The following is a 19,023-nucleotide window of genomic DNA, read 5'->3' on the forward strand; positions in this document are numbered from 1 at the left end:
TATGATTCATTGAATCAATATTTTATTCTTCATGAGTTTAAGTAACTTACTTAAAGAATCATATTCTAGCTATTTAAAGATAATTATTCTGTGTTGCTACCAACGCTATTCTTTATAGTGCGACAAAGCTATATAGAAATCTAAATTTGTTGTTTGTGAAAGCAATCTGATGATTTGAAAAAATCTAACTGACGTCAATTATCTACTCTTGTTTGTTCGCTTTTATAAAATGCCGGAGGGTTATACTCTTCGGCATTTTTATGTCTTATAGGGTTTGATGTGTTTAGCTTGTATCAACTGATATCTTCCAGCATAATAGCTTCCCATTTTTGCTGTGCGGAGAGTTTACGCTCTTTTACTTTTTCCATAGCATCTTTAACCTTCCGACTGAATTTCCAACAAGTATTTTTACCTATTTCAAACCTGTCAGCCAACTCTTGAGATGTAATGTTTCCCTTCTTTGTGTAAATAAGGAATGCCATCAAGAAGGCTTTTTGGATAGGGAAGTGCAATCTGTGAAATAGAGTCCCTGTTGTGGTAGTTTCATTATAGCCACATTTTGTGCAACGCCTTGCCAATGGTCCTGTACCTGAGGAATACTTCTCGTTTCCACATTTCTTACATTCAAATTCGTTGCGCCATTTGATCTGCTCCAGATACTGGTAGCATTTATTATCGTCAGAGAAAACCCGCTCAAATTCATCAAAAGCAACTTGCCTTTTGTAATCATCATCCAGTTTGGGTTCTTCTGCCTTAGGGGTTTCAGTTTTGGCAGCCAAAGCAGCTTCCAGTTCTATGATTTTATTGGCTTGTTCTGTCAGTAAGGCCGTACTGCTCCGGAGTTCTTTCTGCTGCTTAACTAGCATAAGCCTTAGTTCTTGCTTTTCTAGTCGATCCATTTCGACTCTTTTTTCCAGCTCTTTCAGTCTGCTTTCAGCAGTTTCTTTTGCTCTGGTTTCTTTTCTGAAGTTTAAACTGATGGCTCTTGTATATAGTTTCACTTCCGATAGCAGCAATAGAATGGGACTTAATCCTGCAAAGAAATAATAAAGAGAACATTGGTTGGAAGGAAGTCTGGCATGTTCAGTGAAATAAGAGATGTTGACCATCAGAATGGCAAGGAACAATGTCAACAAACCGATAATTCGTAGAAGTGAGATAGCCTGACGTGGTTGTGACTTGAATGCACCAATCAGCAGAACAATAAAAGGTAATCCGTAGAATGGTGATCCCCATAGAGAGCTTCCTGCCATCATTGCGTAGAGCCAAAAGGCTAAATTGATTGCTGTAAACCCCCAAATCAGTACAGAAATATAGGAAGACTTAATCCTTTGCCAGATGATTGGCTTGTCTCCAGACTTTAGGATATGTCGCTTATTGGCGTAATAATATACCAATGGAAAGAATAATATCAGGACAGGTGCAAAGGTTTCGATGACTGTATGCCAAGCAGGGGTATCATCCCACCAGAACACCGAGCCTGTAAGGTCTTGGGAAAGTCCCATCAATATTAAGCCAAGGACCAAAAAACTGAGAGACCAGTATTCTTTTTTGAAAAGCGTGATATGAAGAATAGAGGTAATGAGCAATACAGAAAGGAGAATACCATAAAACAGTCCTGCATGATAGCTATTTCTGCCAAATAGGAAGAAGGTGTTTGGTAGCTTTTGAATAGAGATACTCTTTGCATTGACAGAGCCTTGTTTCGTCCTGAAATAGAAAATAACCGATTCCTGATTTCGAGGGATAGGGAATAGGTAGTCAGGTTGCCTAAAGTTTTTCATCCAGAAAGGTAAATCAATTCCTGATGTACCAAGGTAATGTGGTTTACCTTTCAATATTAAGTACATCTGAAGTTCTCTGATACTTCGTGCATCAATATTGAGCAATAGTTGCTCGGGGATATTGTCATCAGCATGGATAATAAGTTTATACCATACAGCTGCTTGTGGCATGTATGGCTTTAGGGATTGCCAAGACTGAGGTTGTATTTTAAGAACATCAGATATACCAAACTGGGATTGAGGATCTGGGAAAGTTGAAATTACTGCAGCAGGAATTGCTTCACCGTATTTAACGGTACTGATATGTAAGGTATCTGCTCCTTTGGCTTCAGCGAGCAGATACACTGACATAAAAATCATACAGTAAAGCAGTTTTACAAATTTCATTTTCCTGTTACTGAATAATAGCTGCGGACTTTATCGAACTTTTATCGAATACATAAGTGTACAAGAAAATAGTTCCAGCAATCGGAAAATGAAATGATCAATGTTGATGGTATGGAATATTTTACAGAATATATCTTAAACTTGAAGGAGTGGTATGGTAAAATAAAAAATGCTGCCTTCTCCTTGTTTGGAATCCACCCAGATATGACCGCCATGCAGTTCGATAATTTTTTGGCAATGAGCAAGCCCTATACCGTTACCTTCATATTTTTGCTTGTGCTGTGGTCGCTCAAACATATTGAAAATAATAGCCTTGTCATTTTCATCAATACCAATACCATTGTCCTCAACTAAGAACTTCCAAAGATTACCGTCCTTGGTGGATGTAATATATATCCTTGGTGCTGTGTTGGGTTTTCGGTATTTAATGGCATTTTCAACCAGGTTTTGAAAAAGTAAGCGCATCTCAATTTGGTAAGCATTGATTTTAGGCAATTTTCCAAGTCTGATAATTGCGCCGGTTTTATTAATTGAGCTGATTAAATCATGCTCAATGTCTTTAACCAATTGATGGCAGTCAACCATGGTCAATTTTCTCTGAGTACCTATCCGGCTGTAATTCAGCAATGATTTTATCTGATGACTCATGCGGGCAGATATCTCAAATATGTAATTTAGAGTTTTAAGACCTTCCGCATCAAGCCAGTCACTGTAGGTATTGATCATCAGATCAACAAGTGTAATGATTGTATTGAGAGGACCTTGTAAGTCATGGCTTGCAATTGAGGCAAACTGGTCTAACTCCTTATTTATTTGTTTTAACTTCTTATTGTTTTCAGTCCACTTTTTTTCCGTTACTTTCCTTTCAGAAATGTCAATAAACGTTCCTATAATTTTAGTGGCTTTTTGACTTTTGTTTACCTCAAAAATTCCATCTCTGCTAAGGCACCACATCCAAGAACCATCAGCTTTTTTTATTCTATACTCTGTTTCTATAATATCTCCAATTTTTGAATTGGCTACTTTTTCATAATGCTTTATCACGGATTCCTTTTCATCAGGATGAAATAGTTTTATGAAACTTTCATCTAAGATGCTATTGATCTCTTCAATAGCATAACCTGTCATTTTGGTGAACTGCTTATTAATATAGACATAACCTCCTTTTATCATATCATACACATATATACCATTGACAGAAAGTTCAAGAACTTTATGTTCAAACTCTTCACTTTTCATTTCCATGTTTGTTAGTTTATTCTGGCTTGGAATAAGCCTTTAGCTAGTTTTTGTGTTAGTAATTTCAATAAATGCTAGTTGGAAAGTTAGTAACATGTATAGTCCTAAACTATCAATCTATCAGGAAATTAGAGAGTAAGGTGAATTGTCTAAAAATAAATGGGGCTATCATTACGCTTGTAGAAGTTTTGTTGGGGTAGTGGAGTAGGGATTTTTAGATAAGATAGCCAAGATGGAGAGATTAAAGATGAATCTGTGTTTATGTAGTGGGTATCAATCATATACTATACACAAGCAAAATGATAACTTTCTTAAAATTTGAACAAAGAATATTCAGATTCTCATGTTTGATATGCTTCAGTGTTGATTTTATTAGGTGTATTGTGGCTTCTGTTATCTACAAGGGCTATACGTCTTCATTCTCATTTTACTTTTCAGTATTCGATATAATTGTATTGGGAACTATTTTCCTGATGTCAAGTAAAGAGAAGCCTAACAAAAAGCTTAATTATCTCTTTGTGGGCTACCTGACATGTTCAGTTTGTATTCAATTTATGTTAAATAATGGGCATAAGGGAGTCGTACCTTATGTCCAACTGATGATTGCATTGCTTTTTGCGGCAATTGTAAGGTGGAAAACCTTTTTGCCATGGATGGTATTTTTTTATGTAGTAACCTTTTCCTTGCACCTTATTAGCCATATGAAGGAGGAATGGATTGTATTTCACAGTGATATTACAACCTTTTGGGTTTGGAGAGTAACGGTGTATATGATGGCCATGCTCATCATCATAGTAGTGGTAGCCATATTGAGATACAATCATCAGGTAGCATATAAATCCTCGGTATATAAACGGTTAAAGTTGGAAAAGCAGCGAGAGCTTCTAGAAGTGCAGAAAGTTCAGATTGACCAATCATTGGCCGCTATTACTGAAAGCATTCGATATGCTGAGAGAATACAAAATACACTACTTCCTGACCAACGTGAGACCCAGTCGCTTTTACCTGAAAGCTTTATTTTTTATCAGCCTAAAGATATTGTCAGTGGTGATTTTTACTGGATGGCACAGCAGGGTTCTGCCAAGGTTGTAGTTGTAGCAGATTGTACCGGACATGGGATACCGGGTGCATTTATGTCAGTATTAGGGTATGTTTTTTTGGATCAGGTCGTCAATGTGGATAAGATTTTATCACCTGCTGAGATGCTAAGTATAGTCCATGAGAGAGTCAACCAAACATTATCTCATAAGGGAAGAGAACTGACAACACATGACGGAATGGACATGGCGATCTGTGTGATAGATACTTCAACGTCGACCTTGACTTTTTCAGGTGCTAGGTTGTCATTGCATTATGTACAAGATGGCAAAAACCAAATCATAAGAGGTGTCAAAAAGAGTATCGGCGATGTTTATCGAGAAGATCTGGAATTTGAAAATCACACCATTTCACTAGAAAAACCGACTACCTGCTTTCTTTTTACAGATGGATTCCAAGATCAGTTTGGAGGACCATTAAAGAAAAAGTACCTCTCCAAAAACTTAAAAACGCTTTTGTATAACAATGCAGAATTGCCTATGGATTTACAGAAATCTAACATTGAAAAAGCATTTTTAAATTGGAAAGGTGAAGAACAACAGGTAGACGATGTCTTGGTCGTTGGATTTAGAATCAGCTCATAATTTTTAATTATGGCTATTGGCTATAGACCTTTCAGGTTCGTCATTGTAAGGAATGTAGTTTTCCCAGTACCAAGGCGTATAAATATCCCCAATTCCAACCTCCAATACTTCTTTGAAAATACTTTCTGCATTGTCACTGTTAGACATTAGCAGAATTCCCATATTCTTTTCAGGGAAGATGATAGAATAATGTTGAAACCCTTCTCCATGGCCTTCTTTAAAATATCCGTTTCCATAAGGGGTTGTGAGTATTCCCCATCCCAATCCATAATTTAATTTTATATCCTTATTCTCATCAGTTTTTTCTATTGAATGTTTGCCAAATTGTTGTTTTGAATCAATACTGATATTAGGCTTGAACATCAGGTTTGTTATAGGAGAATCGTTGGATTTCAAGGAAAGAATATGCTCCATAAACTTTGAGTAGTCTAGAGGAGTGGTTTCCATTGATCCAGCAGAAGCCGCTTCATCAGGAATGTCTTTTTTAATAACTTCTTGCTTGACTGTATGACCGTTACAATATTCATTTTCAAAACGTGGTAGCCACAAATAGCTGGTCATATCCATGTTCAATGGATTAAAGACACGTTCTTTAGCTAATTCTTCAAGTCCTTTTCCTGTAATTTTTTCGATTACATATTGTAATAGCATCATTCCCTCACCAGAATAGCTGTATTGAGTGCCTGGGTCGAAGTAAAAATGAATATCACCTTCTGGGGTGAAAACACCTGTCCGACTTATCCATCTCCAGTTTGGAAGCCCAGTGGTATGTGAAAGGCACATTCTGCCTGTGATTCTCTGATACCTTTTATCGTTTTCCAAGTTTTTGAAACCTCTCCATTCTTTTTCAAATTCCATCTCTGGAATAGGAGTGTCCAGATAGTCCTGTAAAGGTTTATCCAAGTCAATTATTCCTTCATTGGCAAGTTGTGCTACAAGGTATCCAAAAACGGATTTGCTCAATGATGCACCATAGAAGACTTGATTGATATGCAGGCTATCTTTTTGTTGATAGTTAGCATAACCAAATGCTTTTCGATAAATGGTTGTGTCGTGATTGAAGATGGTTAGTGTAAAGCCAGAAACATGAGCGGTATCTACAAGTTCCTGAACCTTTTGATCTAGCTTCGAATATGTTATCTGTGAGCCATCCAAACGTTGGACTAGCTTTTCAGTTTGATCCATGGTTTGTTTATTGTCAGTATCACTGCAACCAAATAGGATTGATAAGGTAAATAAGGGTATTAATACTTTTTTCATCTTACTATAAAGGGGAATGAAAAATAAAGTTTTGTTTGAGGTAAATGGGTTAATAAAATTAGGGGATAGTTGACATGGTATTGTAAATCTATTCAGCTTTTTCTCTTTTGAAAACAGTGAAAAATTCATCAGTCTTAGAATCTCTAAACATGATATGATCAGAAGGGATTGGTTCCATTTTAACCAGCTCCCAACCATCATTGCCCCATTTTTGGAAAGCTTCATCAAGTTCTAGTCGGAAGCTTTTTTTACTGAGGTGAGCAATGCTTATCATCACGAATTTGTATTCAAATTTTTTCATGTTTGTGTTTTAGTTTAGTCTATTTTAATCAGTCAAGCTGGGCCCTCACTTTTTGGTAAATGGCTAATATCATCATACCGCTTCCTGTTCCGATAAATATTCCGTAGCTGAAGTCTGAAATTTCAGAATAGTGGGAACATATTTGAGAAGAAACTATAGTTAGCAGTCCTGCTATAAGCAAAATTAAATATTTAGAGGTCTTTAGGTTTTGCATAAGCTTATTTTGTTAAAATATTCTCTTTAGTTTACGAGAGTTAATAAACAATTGTTTTAAAAATTAATCTTAGGACTTCTCAATTATCTTATTGATTTTATATTTGAAGCTCAACATAAACCGCCCTTTTTCCATATTAGAACTGAAATAATTGTGGGTGACAGTATTGCTGAACTGCTGTTTCAAGTCAGGGTTTCCTGAAATCAGTCGTATAGTGTTAGTATTTAAGTTATTTTACCACCATTTGTGAAAGTTTATAGGATGTGATTTTTTGCAGAATACTATCCTTAATAGTTATTTTTTTTCCTATCAGTACGGTATTTTTTTAATTCTGAATGGTTCTCGCTATTTTATTGTACCAATTAAACAACTGAATTTTTTATGAGAATAACACTTACTTTTTTATGTCTCCTTTTGATGGGAGTTTTGTCTGCTTTTGGACAGGACCGAACACTGGAGGGTATAATGCTAGATAGCAATGGTGAGCCTATGCCTGGAGCCTCACTTTCTATAAAGGGAACCAATATAGGTACTGTTACTGATATGGAGGGACATTATAAGCTTACAGCGCCTGTTGGAGCAACCATTGTCGTGTCGTTGGTTGGGTATAAAACGAGAGAGTTTGTTGTACCTGGTAATTCTCCTGTAGAAATAGTTAAACCTACTGTCACTACTGTAAAGCAAAAAAAGACTTCAGTATCTCCGGCATCTTCAGGAAAGGGGATTGGGGTATTGGATGACTCATCTCCGACCTATGTACCGATTGATTACTATAATATTTTTAATCGTTATGCACTATCTAATTACGAAGTTAAATACAAACAGCATAAAGGTAAATACACATTTAAAAGGAAAGAGGAGTATACTATACCAACACTTCAGTACCGATTGAGTACAAAGGTCGGGTGGATAGGAAAGGCTCCTAAATTACAGGATAGTTTTGCTCAGGGTAGCCCTAATGAAGGCTCTTATCAATGGAAGGGCGGAGACCAGCAAGAAATGTTCAGCTGGGGACCAAGGGTAAGTCAGTTACGATATGATGGTAGTTCATACCCTTATGATGTCAATGGTAGTTTGGAATCTGTTGGAACAGGAGGTAATGCCAAGACTTATGATCCTTACGATCTTTTCAAACCTTCTTTTTCTCACCGTCATTATTTAGCCCTAAATGGTAAAGCAGGAATACTGAATTATAAGAGTAGTTATAGTCATGAGTCGATAGATGGGATTATAAAGCCTTCAGAGCGTACAAATGATAATTTATCCTTTGACTTGGGAATTAGGAAAAGAGCTTTTGAAGCAGATTTCAATTACTATTATGGTCAAAAGAGAGACAAATGGTTTCCAATGAATGGTAATTATCAGCAACTGCTTTTTAACTTGATTACCACACCACCTACTTTTCATAACAAAGATGAGAATGTTCGGTCTGTACAACCATATAGAACCTATGCAGCAGGATGGAGTAGAAACCCCTATTCAATGATGGAAGATGACCTCAGTTTGCAGAAGTATAACTCACATATGGCAGGGCTTGGATTGTCATATCATCTTGAGAAATGGAAGTTTATGCTTAATTCTACCTATCAGCGTAGGTGGCAGGATCAGCGTTATGATGTGAATTCATTTGCCAGAACGGACGATATTTCTCGGAATTTGGATTTCCAGTACTGGAATGCTGATGGTGGGATTTCCAAAGAGTTTACGGATTATTATCGTGAATTTCATTATGAAACACTTCTCCATTATCTGTTTGAGTCCAGTCTTCGGGATTACGGGGTGCAAAATATATCAGAGAGTAGGGCTTACAGTGATTATGTGGAGCGGAAGTCCTCTTCCCTAAAATGGGGAAATGAATTGAGATGGGATTACCTTGATATCCAACTAAGTTTGGGTAATACTTTTTACCATTCCAATACATTTTCAGGAGGGAAGTGGAAACCTTGGGCACCTTATGCAAAGGCGACTATACATCCATTGTATATCCTGGATGAACTAGCAGGATTGTATGTAGACCCATTTTCAAGCCCAGACTTTTTCGAGGTTTCTTTGGGGTATTATCGATCTTATCAGGAATGGGCTTTAGAGGCAAATCCACTTTATGCCAATAGTATGACCTATAGCAGTCAGGATTGGAATACTTATTATCCAACTCAGGAAGTGGGGAGAGCGAATGGGCTTCAGCCTGAACAGTATGGTAAGTTTGATTTGAACTTCCGTTCTTTTGTGCGTTTAGGTGCTGTGTCTTTGACTATGGAAGCTTCCAATTACCATTATCAGGTAGAAAATATGTTGGCACCTGTTGTGTCTGAAGAGCAGCTGTTACAGTATGAAAATGTAGGCGCTTATCAGAATAAGGGTTGGGAGGTTTCTTTGGAGTTTGCGGGAAATTTCAACTATAAAGAGAATTTTAAACTGAAGCAAAAAGTCTCCTGGGAGCGTGCACGGACAAAGGTTTCTGAAGTTTATAACCCATCAGGAAGGCAACAACTGGCAGGGTTTACCAATATCGGTAAGTATATCGTGGAGGGGCAACCTTTGGGTGTACTGGTAGGTACACGATTTGAAAAGGACGCATTTGGAAATCTGGTGATAGACAGTGAAGGTTTTACTATGGAAAGTGATCAGGTGGGAATTATCGGTGATCCAAATCCAGATTGGGTGATACAGTCAGCCACGTCTTTAACCTATCGAAAATGGCAATTCAATATGATTTGGGACTTCAAGCATGGAGGAGATGTTTGGAATGGTACAAGGCAGATGCTGGATTATTTGGGGAGGTCTGCCAGTACAGGGGAGCAACGCGAAGTCACAGGATATGTTTTTGATGGTGTCACACAAACTGGTGAACCCAACCAGATGGCTGTAGACTTTGCTGATCCTGCCAATGGATTGGAGGGTAACCGTTGGGTACGTTACGGACCTGAAGGTGTAGGTGAGGCAGGTATTGAGGATGGAAGCTGGGTTCGACTTCAATCACTCTCATTAGGTTATTCCATTACAAATAAGTCTGATGATAAACTGATAAGAGCATGGAAAGTATCTGTAGTAGGAGAGAACCTATTGCTTTGGACACCTTATACAGGCGTAGACCCTCAAACATCACTTTTGGGACAACCATCAGGAATGGGAATAGACTATTTTAATACCCCATCAATGCGTACTATCCAGTTTAAGCTTTCATTTACGCTATAAATCCAAAAACCAATGAACCTATTACAAAAACTAAGCACTGCAATATTGCTATCTAGTCTGCTGCTACTATCAGCAGTACCCATCATCAAGCAATACACTTTACAAGACATAAAAGATACCATCTCTCGGTATAATGAGAAGTTACCACAGGAGAAAGTGTATCTGCAACTGGATAAGCCTATCTATAAGCCGGGTGAAACCATTTGGCTCTCGGGGTATCTAAGGAAAGGCTCAGATCTGCATGCTTCAGATATCAGCGATATAGTGTACGTTGACTTGTTAGATCCAAAAGGGAATGTAAGTAAAAAGCTGACACTTCAGGTAGTGCAAGGACGTTTTGAAGGCAACTTTGATTTAAGGGAAAATGAAGTGGGTGGTAATTACAAGGTAAAAGCTTATACCCTTTGGATGAAAAACTTTGAAGACAGGGATCAATACACCAAAGAGCTGCAAGTGATCAAGATTGTAAAACCGAGACTGCTGATGAAACTGGACTTTGAGCGTGAAGTTTATGGTGCTGGGGATGAAGTAGCAGCTGATCTTGATATCAGAACACTGAATGATTTACCATTAGCCAATACAGAGGTTTCCTTTACTTACCAGCTTAACGGGGAGCCGCAAGCAAAGCAGACTGCAATGACCAATAAGGAGGGAAAGGTTAAACTAACATTCAGGTTACCGACTGACTTGACTACCAATGATGGTTTATTGAATGCGCAAATAGGTTTTGAGGGAAGTGTAGAAGCCATATCACGTTCTATCCCGATTGTATTGAATGATATTGACTTGCAGTTTTTCCCTGAAGGTGGCAATGCTGTGGCAGGTGTAAAAGGGAAAGTAGCCTTTAAGGCACTGAATGAGTTTGGTAAACCGGCTGACATCAAAGGTGTCCTGATGGATGGTGAGGGGAATGTCCTGACAAGCTTCGAAAGTTTTCATCAGGGAATGGGGGCTTTTGAGTGGTTGCCTAAAGAAGGGGAAGACTATTATGCCAAGATTACACAGCCAAAAGGCATCAACAAGAAATATACAATGCCTTCTGTGATGGATGAAGGTTTTAGTCTGGCAGTCAAGCAAGGAGAGAAACAAACACTAAAGGTAGTATATCATAGCCCTTCTGATACGGATGTACATCTCTTGGTCAGGCATGCAGGCTTAATTTGTCATTCAGAAACCTATCAGGCAAATAAAGGGGAGAATGAAGCATATGTGCTATTGAAACAAATGCCAACCGGTGTATTGCAGGTTACACTATTGGAGAAAGATGGTAAACCTCAAGCAGAACGTCTGTATTTCAATAAGGGAGATGGTCAGCTTCAAATCTCTATGGAGACGGACAAGGCACAATATGCCCCTCGTGAAGAAATCACCTTGAAAGTCAAGACTACTGATGCAACAGGCAAACCGATTCCTGCATCCTTGTCATTGGCTGTAGTAGATGATAAACTTCTTACAGTAGCGGATGATAAACAACACAATATTCTTTCATGGCTTCTGATGGGAAGTGAACTGAAAGGGGATATAGAAGAACCTTCATTCTATTTTGATCCAAAAGAACCTAAAGCTGAAAAGGCACTGGAATACGTAATGCTTACGCATGGATGGAGAAGGTATACTTGGGATGATATACTAGATGAAAAGCACGAATTCAAGTATTCGGCAGAAAAGGAAGGAGTTGTGGCAGGGCAGGTGATTAATACAAAGTCCCAAAAGCCACTTGAAACAACCGTTCAGCTATTTGAAATGGGTGGCAAAAGGCGGACACTGAAAATCTCAACAGATAAGCAAGGACGGTTTATGTTTGTGGGTGTTAACCCTTCTCTTGATATCAATATTCTGGCTGAGTTACCTAAAGGGGTTAAGGAACAAGATGTCATGATTAAACTGACAGAGGAGGGAATTGTGGAGGAGATAGAGGAACTAAACTCTAAACTTGAGATTGAACAAGCTTTACCTCAACAAATTCTTATCACCAAAAAAGAAATGGCAGACGAGCCACAAGCCGAACTAGATAAAGTTGCTGCTGAGAATAAGGTAATGGCAATGCCTGCTTTGCAGATGCAGGAAGATGTTTCCAACCTTGAAGAGGTGATAGTGATCGGCTATGGTACACAAAGAAAGAAAGGTTTAACAAATTGTGTTGTCGAGGTTATGGCAGATGACCTGAATGGTAACATACAAGATGTAGGTTCAGTTGTACAAGGACAAGTAGCGGGTGTTAGTATCACACAAGCTGGTAATGCATCTATTATCCGAGTGAGAGGATCAAGTACAGTAGGATTTCAAAATGAACCATTATATGTAGTGGATGGTCTGCCTGTCGCATCAAATCAGTTGTATGGAATTTCACCAGATGAGATTAATTCTGTGTCAGTCATCAAGGGTGGAGAAGCGACTGCATTGTATGGAAGTAGAGCGGTTGGCGGTGTCATCATTATCAATACTAAAAATGAGCTGTATGGCAGGAATATTAAGGTTGGAACCCGTTATGCACTAGCTTATATGAAGGCCGGCAGAAAACTGAGTGCAGTAAAGGAATTTTACATGCCTAAATACACTAAAACGGATACACCCCCTGAGCGTACGGATTTTCGCGAAACGATCATGTGGATACCTAACCTTAAAACAGGAAATGAAGGAACAGCTGAAGTGAAGTTTTATAATTCAGATGCAGTGACCACTTTCCGTGCTATAGCTGAAGGTATTGGAGCTTATGGTAATGTAGGGAGACAAAGCCATACCTTCTCTTCACAAATGCCAATTGGATTAGATATGAAAATGCCGGCTTATTTGACAATGGAAGATACGGTTTACCTTCCTCTTTTTTTAAAGAATAATACAGAGAAGGTGATTACAGGTGTACTGAATGTAGACAGCCCTCTTACCTTATTGGGAGATCCTGAATATATTCATAAGATTGAGCCAAATGAAACCAAAAAAGTGATTTATAAGGCTGTAGCTACTTCCCCGATAAAAGGAGAATTGGTTGTGTCACTAAAAGGCTTAGGTTTTTCAGATGTTGTCAGACAACCAATTGAGGTAAAGCCAAAGGGATTTCCAAGTATCGTTTCATACAACAGCAGTGAACCTAATGTTCATTTCCAGTTTGACCTGAATGATCCGGTTAAGCATACACCTGAAGGAAACATTACCATTTTTGGTAATATGACGGATCAGCTGATGGATGGTGTTGCTGCCATTATCAGGGAACCATACGGATGTTTTGAGCAAGTGTCATCCGCTACTTACCCTAACCTGATGGCACTTCGACTGATGGAACAGACAGGTTATGATGACCCGGATGTAAAGAAGAAAGCCCTTCAATATATTAAGAATGGATACAATAGATTAATTGCTTACGAAACGAATCAAGGAGGTTTTGAATGGTTTGGGCATACACCTCCTCATGAAGCCCTTACAGCTTATGGATTATTGGAATTTACCGAGATGCAACCATTCTATCATGGGGTAGATCAGTCAATGATTGACAGAACAAAAGAATGGCTGCTGAGCCGCAAGGATGGCAAAGGGAGCTTTAAACAAGCAAAAGGTAAATATGATCATTTTGGCAGGGCAACTACTGAAACCACCAATGCTTATATCGTTTATGTGATGGCACGTATTGGTGAGACAGGAATTGAAAAAGAGTATGTATATAATTATAAGAAAGCGTTTGAGGATGATGATGCTTACAGAATGGCACTGATGGCAAATGCAGCTTTTCTGTTAGGCAAAACTCAGGATGGGCATGCTATGATGCATAAATACCTTGAATCAGTCAAAAAGGTGGGACTGGATAGCCTCTCAGGAGTGTCTATAACACAAAGTGGAGGTAAAAGCTTACAGATTGAAATAGCAGCGTTGGGAGGATTGGCTATGCTTCGTCAGGCTGACCATTATATGCCTGAGATAGCTAACGTAGCGGATTATCTGCTTAAGAATAGAACATTTGGACGCTATGGTGCTACACAATCTACAATACTGGCATTAGAGTTTTTGACTGAATACAGTAAGTATACAACCCAATCGGCTCAGGAAGGTGAAATGATTGTGTATATCAATGATCGGCAAGTACTGACAAAAGCAATTGCAGCCAAAAGGGGAGGAAACCTTGTATTGAGTGAATTGGAAGCTTTTTATACTAAATCAGGTAAGCAGGATATTCGGATTGAATTAAAGGGAATAGATTCGCTTCGTTATGCTTTTGATAGCCGTTGGAATACCAGAACGCCACAATCCAATGAGTCCTGTGAGGTAAGCTTAAAAACCGAATTGGAAGGTAATTCGCTTGTTGGTAATACCAGCCGTTTGTCTGCTGTAATTACAAATAAGAAAAGTTTTGGATTACCAATGGTTGTAGCGAAAGTGGGAATTCCTTCAGGACTTTCCATTCAACCTTGGCAACTGAAAGAACTGGAAGAGAAAAACAAGGCAGACTTTGTGGAGATTTTTGAGAATTATATCGTTTTCTATTTTACAGGTATGTCTCCTAATGAAGTTAGAGAAATTAACCTTGACCTAAGAGCTGAAATTGGAGGACATTTTGAAGCACCTGCGAGTTGTGCTTATGTGTATTACCGAGATGAGTTAAAGGATTGGCAGGCAGGGGAGCGAATACATATTAAGGATCAGGAAATGCTTCACGAAAATTGATTTTCTTTAAGAAGAAAAAAGCGTCAGTCAACTCTAATTGAGTGGACGGACGCTTTTTTTAGAACCTAACAGTCATAATACTCAGGTGCTTTGTCTACTTTCAATCCTAATAAAGCTTCGAGTTTATCTTTATAATTATCGAATGCATGGCACTTTCCACTAGCGACGACATATTTTATATCTCCACTGTTTATTTCCAAATACGCACCTCCTGAACCTTTTGCGGGCAATACATTTTGAATTGTAAGTGATTCGACTTCTTTAAAATCAAATACTTGACAGAATTTTGTATCAGCAAAGCCTATACAATTATTCTTACGGTCTACCCATATCAAAGGCTGAGGAGTTTGAGCTAGTTTAGGCGGTCGACGTTTCACTTTCTTGTTTCTTTTATAATCAGCGTAGACTTTGATATTTTCATCTATCAGCAAAACATCACTTACTTCAATCATATCCTCATAGTGCTTATTAATCAGTAATTCGGGATACTCACGCTGATTTTTAATTAACACTAAAGTATTTCCTCCATCAAACTGCCAACCATTGTCATATGTATAAACCAATGAGATCTTGACACCATTGGCATCAAAAGAGAAATGTTTTTGATCAGCCCTTTCATACTCCAGCTTTTGCTGTTGTAAAGGAAAGTCCTTTTGCAAAAGTCTCTTAAGCTCAATGTAACTTATATCTGTATTTGAGCTATCATAACAGTTTGTATAAAAATCGATGATCGGAACATCTTTGCGATCATTATCAAAATAGGTAAACAGTTCAGTCAACAGCAGGTTTCCTATTCGGACAGGGTGCTTGAATTTCAATAAGTTCTGCCCATAAGCTGATTTTTCAAAAAGCACATTCGGATTGTTGACAAGTCCTTCATATGTCGTATCCCAATTAATAAAATCCTTTTCTGCTGATTGAATTTCAAACCCAACTTGATAATCATTGTACGAGTCGTCTAGAATACGATAGTTAGCTTTGATTTTCTTCCTCCAAATTTCCTTTTTGATTGCCTCTTTAGTAAAAACATTTTCAAAAAATTGGACATCATTAAAACCCAGCTTTGCAGAAAGCGAGCGGTAAACAGCTTCAAAACCTTTTAAATTGGCAGGGATGTAATGTTGATGAAAGTCAAAAAGAAAAAGGGAAGCCATCGAGTTTCTTGTAATTAGATAAGCGTATTGCAAGTCATATATATTGACTTCGCTTGGCGTAGCAGACTGATTTATTTGATAGATAACCTTGTTGCCATCAATAAAGATTGAACCATCACCTGTTTCGGCAGGGAAGTTATAGTTTTGTTCTTTAGCAGGTTTTGTCTTCATATGCTCAGAAAGTTTGTCGCTGATTGAAAAGTAAAAGAGCAATAGGCTATTTTTGCTTATTGATCTCTTCAATGATTTTTAAAATATCCTCTCTAACCTCTTTAAAATCATTTTTGTCAATTATATCACTAAAATCATGTGTGTGATATTCATTTGAGAATATCTCTCCACACTTTTTCAGTGTATCCAAACACTCAGATTTGTTACCAAGCTTTAAAGCTACTTTTGCCAATCCATAATAAGGTTTCGTATAAAAATCTTTCCCCATAACCCGACTTTCTTCATACTGTTGTTGTGCTTTGATCAATGTTGCCCTATTGTTGAATTGCTCAATCAAACCTGCATAAGCATATAAATAGTCAGCATGGTATATACTCAATTGGAAGTCATCTATTTTCTTTTGAGCCGCTTCAAAAATGTCAAGACCTTGAGTCAACAAGTCTTTAGCAGTTTCAAACTGACCATTCTGAAGATGAATCAATGCTATTTTTTGTAAGGCACTACTGGCGTAATGCGGATTTGTCCAGCTGGTACCGTTAATTTTTAGCGCTTTTAGGAAATACTTCACCGATACCTGATAGTAAGGAATACTTTCCTCTTTTTGAGCAAGTCTGTCATACAGGTGTCCAACACTGGTTAGAAAAAGATCATCTACAGAGCTAATCTCAGTCATCTGATCCATTACTGCTACAATTTCTATCCAAATACTTTCAATTGTTTCAGCAGAGATTTTACAAGAGGGAATTTTAGGATATTGTTCCCATTCTGTAATCCTGAAAAGGGTTTCAGCCCAATGGAAAAGAATTTCAGGCTCTTGTTGAATATAAGGTTTGATAGCTTCCATAAATGAGGATAAATAATCCTGATGGAATTGTTTTGCATTCCCAATAGGTAAAGGCAATAACTGGTAGGATGTCCTTAAAAAATGGTTGATAGCAGTGCCATTAAATCCGTAAAAACTGCTTTGATGTTCCTCTTTTCTTTCTATATGCAAAGCTTCGAGATACAGTTCCTTGATTTCATTTAGCATTTGCTCCTCATCTTTTTTTACTAGCTGCATGTAGCTAAAAAGATTTTCAGCAAGGTCAGTCAGGAGTGTTACATCTTCACTTTCAATCTTTTGTTGTGCCCTAAACTCTTCGATACACAACTTCTTATTTTTTACTTTTTCTTCATGTTCAGTACTGACAGATGAAACCATTTCATATACATGTCCTTTGAAGTAGTGATACGATTCAAATTCAGGTTTCAGCAGTTTTACTTTTTCTATCCAATCCATCATTTCCCAAATCCAGTCCAGGTTATTGAACTTGTTACACATATAATCATAATGGCATTGGGAGAAATGAGAAAGGTATCCATCAGCTAAAATGCCCTTTTCCTCAGGACTTCCTTCTTTATGTAGCTTCTCAAATAGTTTATCCAGTTTTGATGGGTCTTCTTCATCTACATATTTTGAGATTAGATCTTCTAGGTTACTCATATCAGTTGTTTTAGTATAAAAAATATTGACTAAGGAGTAGAAGGGTAGGAGAAAAAATCAGTTTCCTAGACCCTATATCATGATAGACTCGAATATAGGAATTTTGTCAAAAAATAAAGACCGTAGTGCTTTACTACGGTCTTTAAATAGGGGAATTTGTTAATTGTTTTGGTAATTAACCATCCAATTGATTCCGTATTTATCTGTAAAGCTTCCAAAATAGGCTCCCCAGAACATATCTTGAAGTGGCATGGTGATATTGCCACCAACCGAAAGCTGATCAAATATGCGCTTTGCTTCTTCCCTTGATTCAGGTTCAAGATTGATATGCATATTATTTCCTAAAGTCACGCTGAAGCCCATTTCTTTAGGAGCATCTGTTCCCATCAGTATATGATTACCGATAAGCGGTAACTCAACATGCAAGACCATTTTTTTGATGTTGTCTGCGATTGGAGGCTGGTTTGGATCGGGAGGAACTTCTTCAAAGCGTTTGATACCATTGATGAAATCTGTCTTGAAAACAGATCTGTAAAACTCGAAAGCTTCTTCTGTATTGCCAGGGAAATTTACGTATGTAGCGACTCTCACCTTATGTTCAGGCTTGTTTTGTTTTCTCAAGTAAAACTGTGCACTGATATACTGATCGAGGTTTTCCAATCCGGCAGTGAATCCTTCTTTAAAGCCCATTTCGATGATCTGCTCCAAGTCTTCCAGCTTGTCAAATTTAATGTCAATATGGACCATCGTGCTATCATCTTCAGCAGTGAAGTTATTGGTCCAAAAGCATCTCGGTTTGGTGTCTTTAATGTTTTCATTTTCATCACAGAAGGCGTCCAAACCTGAGAATCTTTGCGGTTGTACGACCTCTTTGTACTCAAAAAGACACCAATGCTTTTCACCTTCAGGACTTACCATTGCATAGTGCCATTTTCCACCTTCTCGGAAGTCCATTGTTTTTGTTTCAGCCTTCCAAGGTTTAGGTGCCCACCACAGGTCAAGAATCTCAGGGTCCGTCCAAGCTGACCATACCAAATCAATCGGCGCGTCAAAAGAGCGCTCCACTTTGATGGTGTTGTTTTCCTTGTCTACAAGAAAATTGAATAAGATTGCACTGTTCATTTTTTAGTTGTTTTCAGGTTACTTAATACTTCATCTAGCTGGTCAAATCGTTGAGCCAGCAGCTTCTTGAATTGCGCTAACCAAGTTTCTACCTCTTCCATTTTATTGGCATTCAGGTGGTAATATATTTCCCTTCCCTGACGCTTTTGGGTCAGTATTTCACATTCAGTTAGTATTTGTATGTGTTTTGAGACAGCCTGTCTACTACTGTTGAATTCCTCAGCGATAGCATTGGGTGTCATGGTATTGACAGCAAGCAACATTATGATGGCTCTACGGGTAGGATCTGCTATTGCTTGAAATACGTCTCTTCTTGTTTTCATGATTTATACGCAACTATTTGATTGCTAATATATCTGCAATTATTTAGTTGCGCAA

General features: G+C 38.0%; 11 protein-coding genes. 3 read left to right on the forward strand and 8 right to left on the reverse strand.

Annotation, left to right across the window (positions count from 1 at the left end):
- Positions 1-293: 293 nt before the first annotated feature.
- Both V6R21_RS15565 and V6R21_RS15570 read right to left on the reverse strand, forming a co-directional pair.
- Entirely contained in the window at positions 294-2,144 is a 1,851-nt protein-coding gene (locus V6R21_RS15565; protein WP_334244553.1) for a 7TM-DISM domain-containing protein, read from the reverse strand.
- Positions 2,145-2,306: 162 nt separating this feature from the next.
- The gene (locus V6R21_RS15570) at positions 2,307-3,410 is read right to left on the reverse strand and encodes a sensor histidine kinase (RefSeq protein ID WP_334244554.1); all 1,104 of its coding nucleotides are present in this window, start codon (positions 3,408-3,410) and stop codon (positions 2,307-2,309) included.
- 383 nt (positions 3,411-3,793) lie between these two features.
- On the opposite strand from V6R21_RS15570, the gene V6R21_RS15575 reads away from it, so the two are divergent.
- Positions 3,794-5,092, forward strand: coding sequence for a PP2C family protein-serine/threonine phosphatase (locus V6R21_RS15575; protein ID WP_334244555.1), 1,299 nt, complete (start codon positions 3,794-3,796; stop codon positions 5,090-5,092).
- Positions 5,093-5,095: 3 nt separating this feature from the next.
- Here the strand turns inward: V6R21_RS15575 and V6R21_RS15580 are convergent, their stop codons facing one another.
- Both V6R21_RS15580 and V6R21_RS15585 read right to left on the reverse strand, forming a co-directional pair.
- Positions 5,096-6,277 carry a serine hydrolase domain-containing protein gene (locus V6R21_RS15580; protein ID WP_334244556.1) on the reverse strand — a complete coding sequence of 394 codons (1,182 nt, stop codon included), beginning with the start codon at positions 6,275-6,277 and terminating at the stop codon, positions 5,096-5,098.
- Positions 6,278-6,440: 163 nt separating this feature from the next.
- Complete coding sequence (locus V6R21_RS15585; protein ID WP_334244557.1) at positions 6,441-6,653, reverse strand: DUF4177 domain-containing protein; 213 nt, start codon at positions 6,651-6,653, stop codon at positions 6,441-6,443.
- A 595-nt stretch (positions 6,654-7,248) separates the two neighbouring features.
- On the opposite strand from V6R21_RS15585, the gene V6R21_RS15590 reads away from it, so the two are divergent.
- Positions 7,249-10,062 carry a carboxypeptidase-like regulatory domain-containing protein gene (locus V6R21_RS15590; RefSeq protein WP_334244558.1) on the forward strand — a complete coding sequence of 938 codons (2,814 nt, stop codon included), beginning with the start codon at positions 7,249-7,251 and terminating at the stop codon, positions 10,060-10,062.
- A gap of 12 nt (positions 10,063-10,074) precedes the next feature.
- Entirely contained in the window at positions 10,075-14,715 is a 4,641-nt protein-coding gene (locus V6R21_RS15595) for an MG2 domain-containing protein (protein ID WP_334244559.1), read from the forward strand.
- A 65-nt stretch (positions 14,716-14,780) separates the two neighbouring features.
- Here the strand turns inward: V6R21_RS15595 and V6R21_RS15600 are convergent, their stop codons facing one another.
- The 4 genes from V6R21_RS15600 to V6R21_RS15615 all read right to left on the reverse strand — a co-directional run bounded on the left by V6R21_RS15600 (position 14,781) and on the right by V6R21_RS15615 (position 18,968).
- On the reverse strand, positions 14,781-16,040 hold the full coding sequence (locus V6R21_RS15600; RefSeq protein WP_334244560.1) for a hypothetical protein: 1,260 nt from the start codon (positions 16,038-16,040) through the stop codon (positions 14,781-14,783).
- A gap of 46 nt (positions 16,041-16,086) precedes the next feature.
- Positions 16,087-17,523, reverse strand: coding sequence for a hypothetical protein (locus tag V6R21_RS15605; protein WP_334244561.1), 1,437 nt, complete (start codon positions 17,521-17,523; stop codon positions 16,087-16,089).
- Between the two features lie 159 nt (positions 17,524-17,682).
- Positions 17,683-18,645, reverse strand: coding sequence for an SRPBCC domain-containing protein (locus V6R21_RS15610; protein ID WP_334244562.1), 963 nt, complete (start codon positions 18,643-18,645; stop codon positions 17,683-17,685).
- Positions 18,642-18,968, reverse strand: coding sequence for an ArsR/SmtB family transcription factor (locus V6R21_RS15615; RefSeq protein WP_334244563.1), 327 nt, complete (start codon positions 18,966-18,968; stop codon positions 18,642-18,644). The genes V6R21_RS15610 and V6R21_RS15615 overlap by 4 nt, the downstream gene beginning before the upstream one ends.
- Between the last annotated feature and the right edge of the window lie 55 nt (positions 18,969-19,023).

It is taken from the genome of Limibacter armeniacum, from assembly GCF_036880985.1.
GTDB classification, from domain to species: domain Bacteria; phylum Bacteroidota; class Bacteroidia; order Cytophagales; family Flammeovirgaceae; genus Limibacter; species Limibacter armeniacum.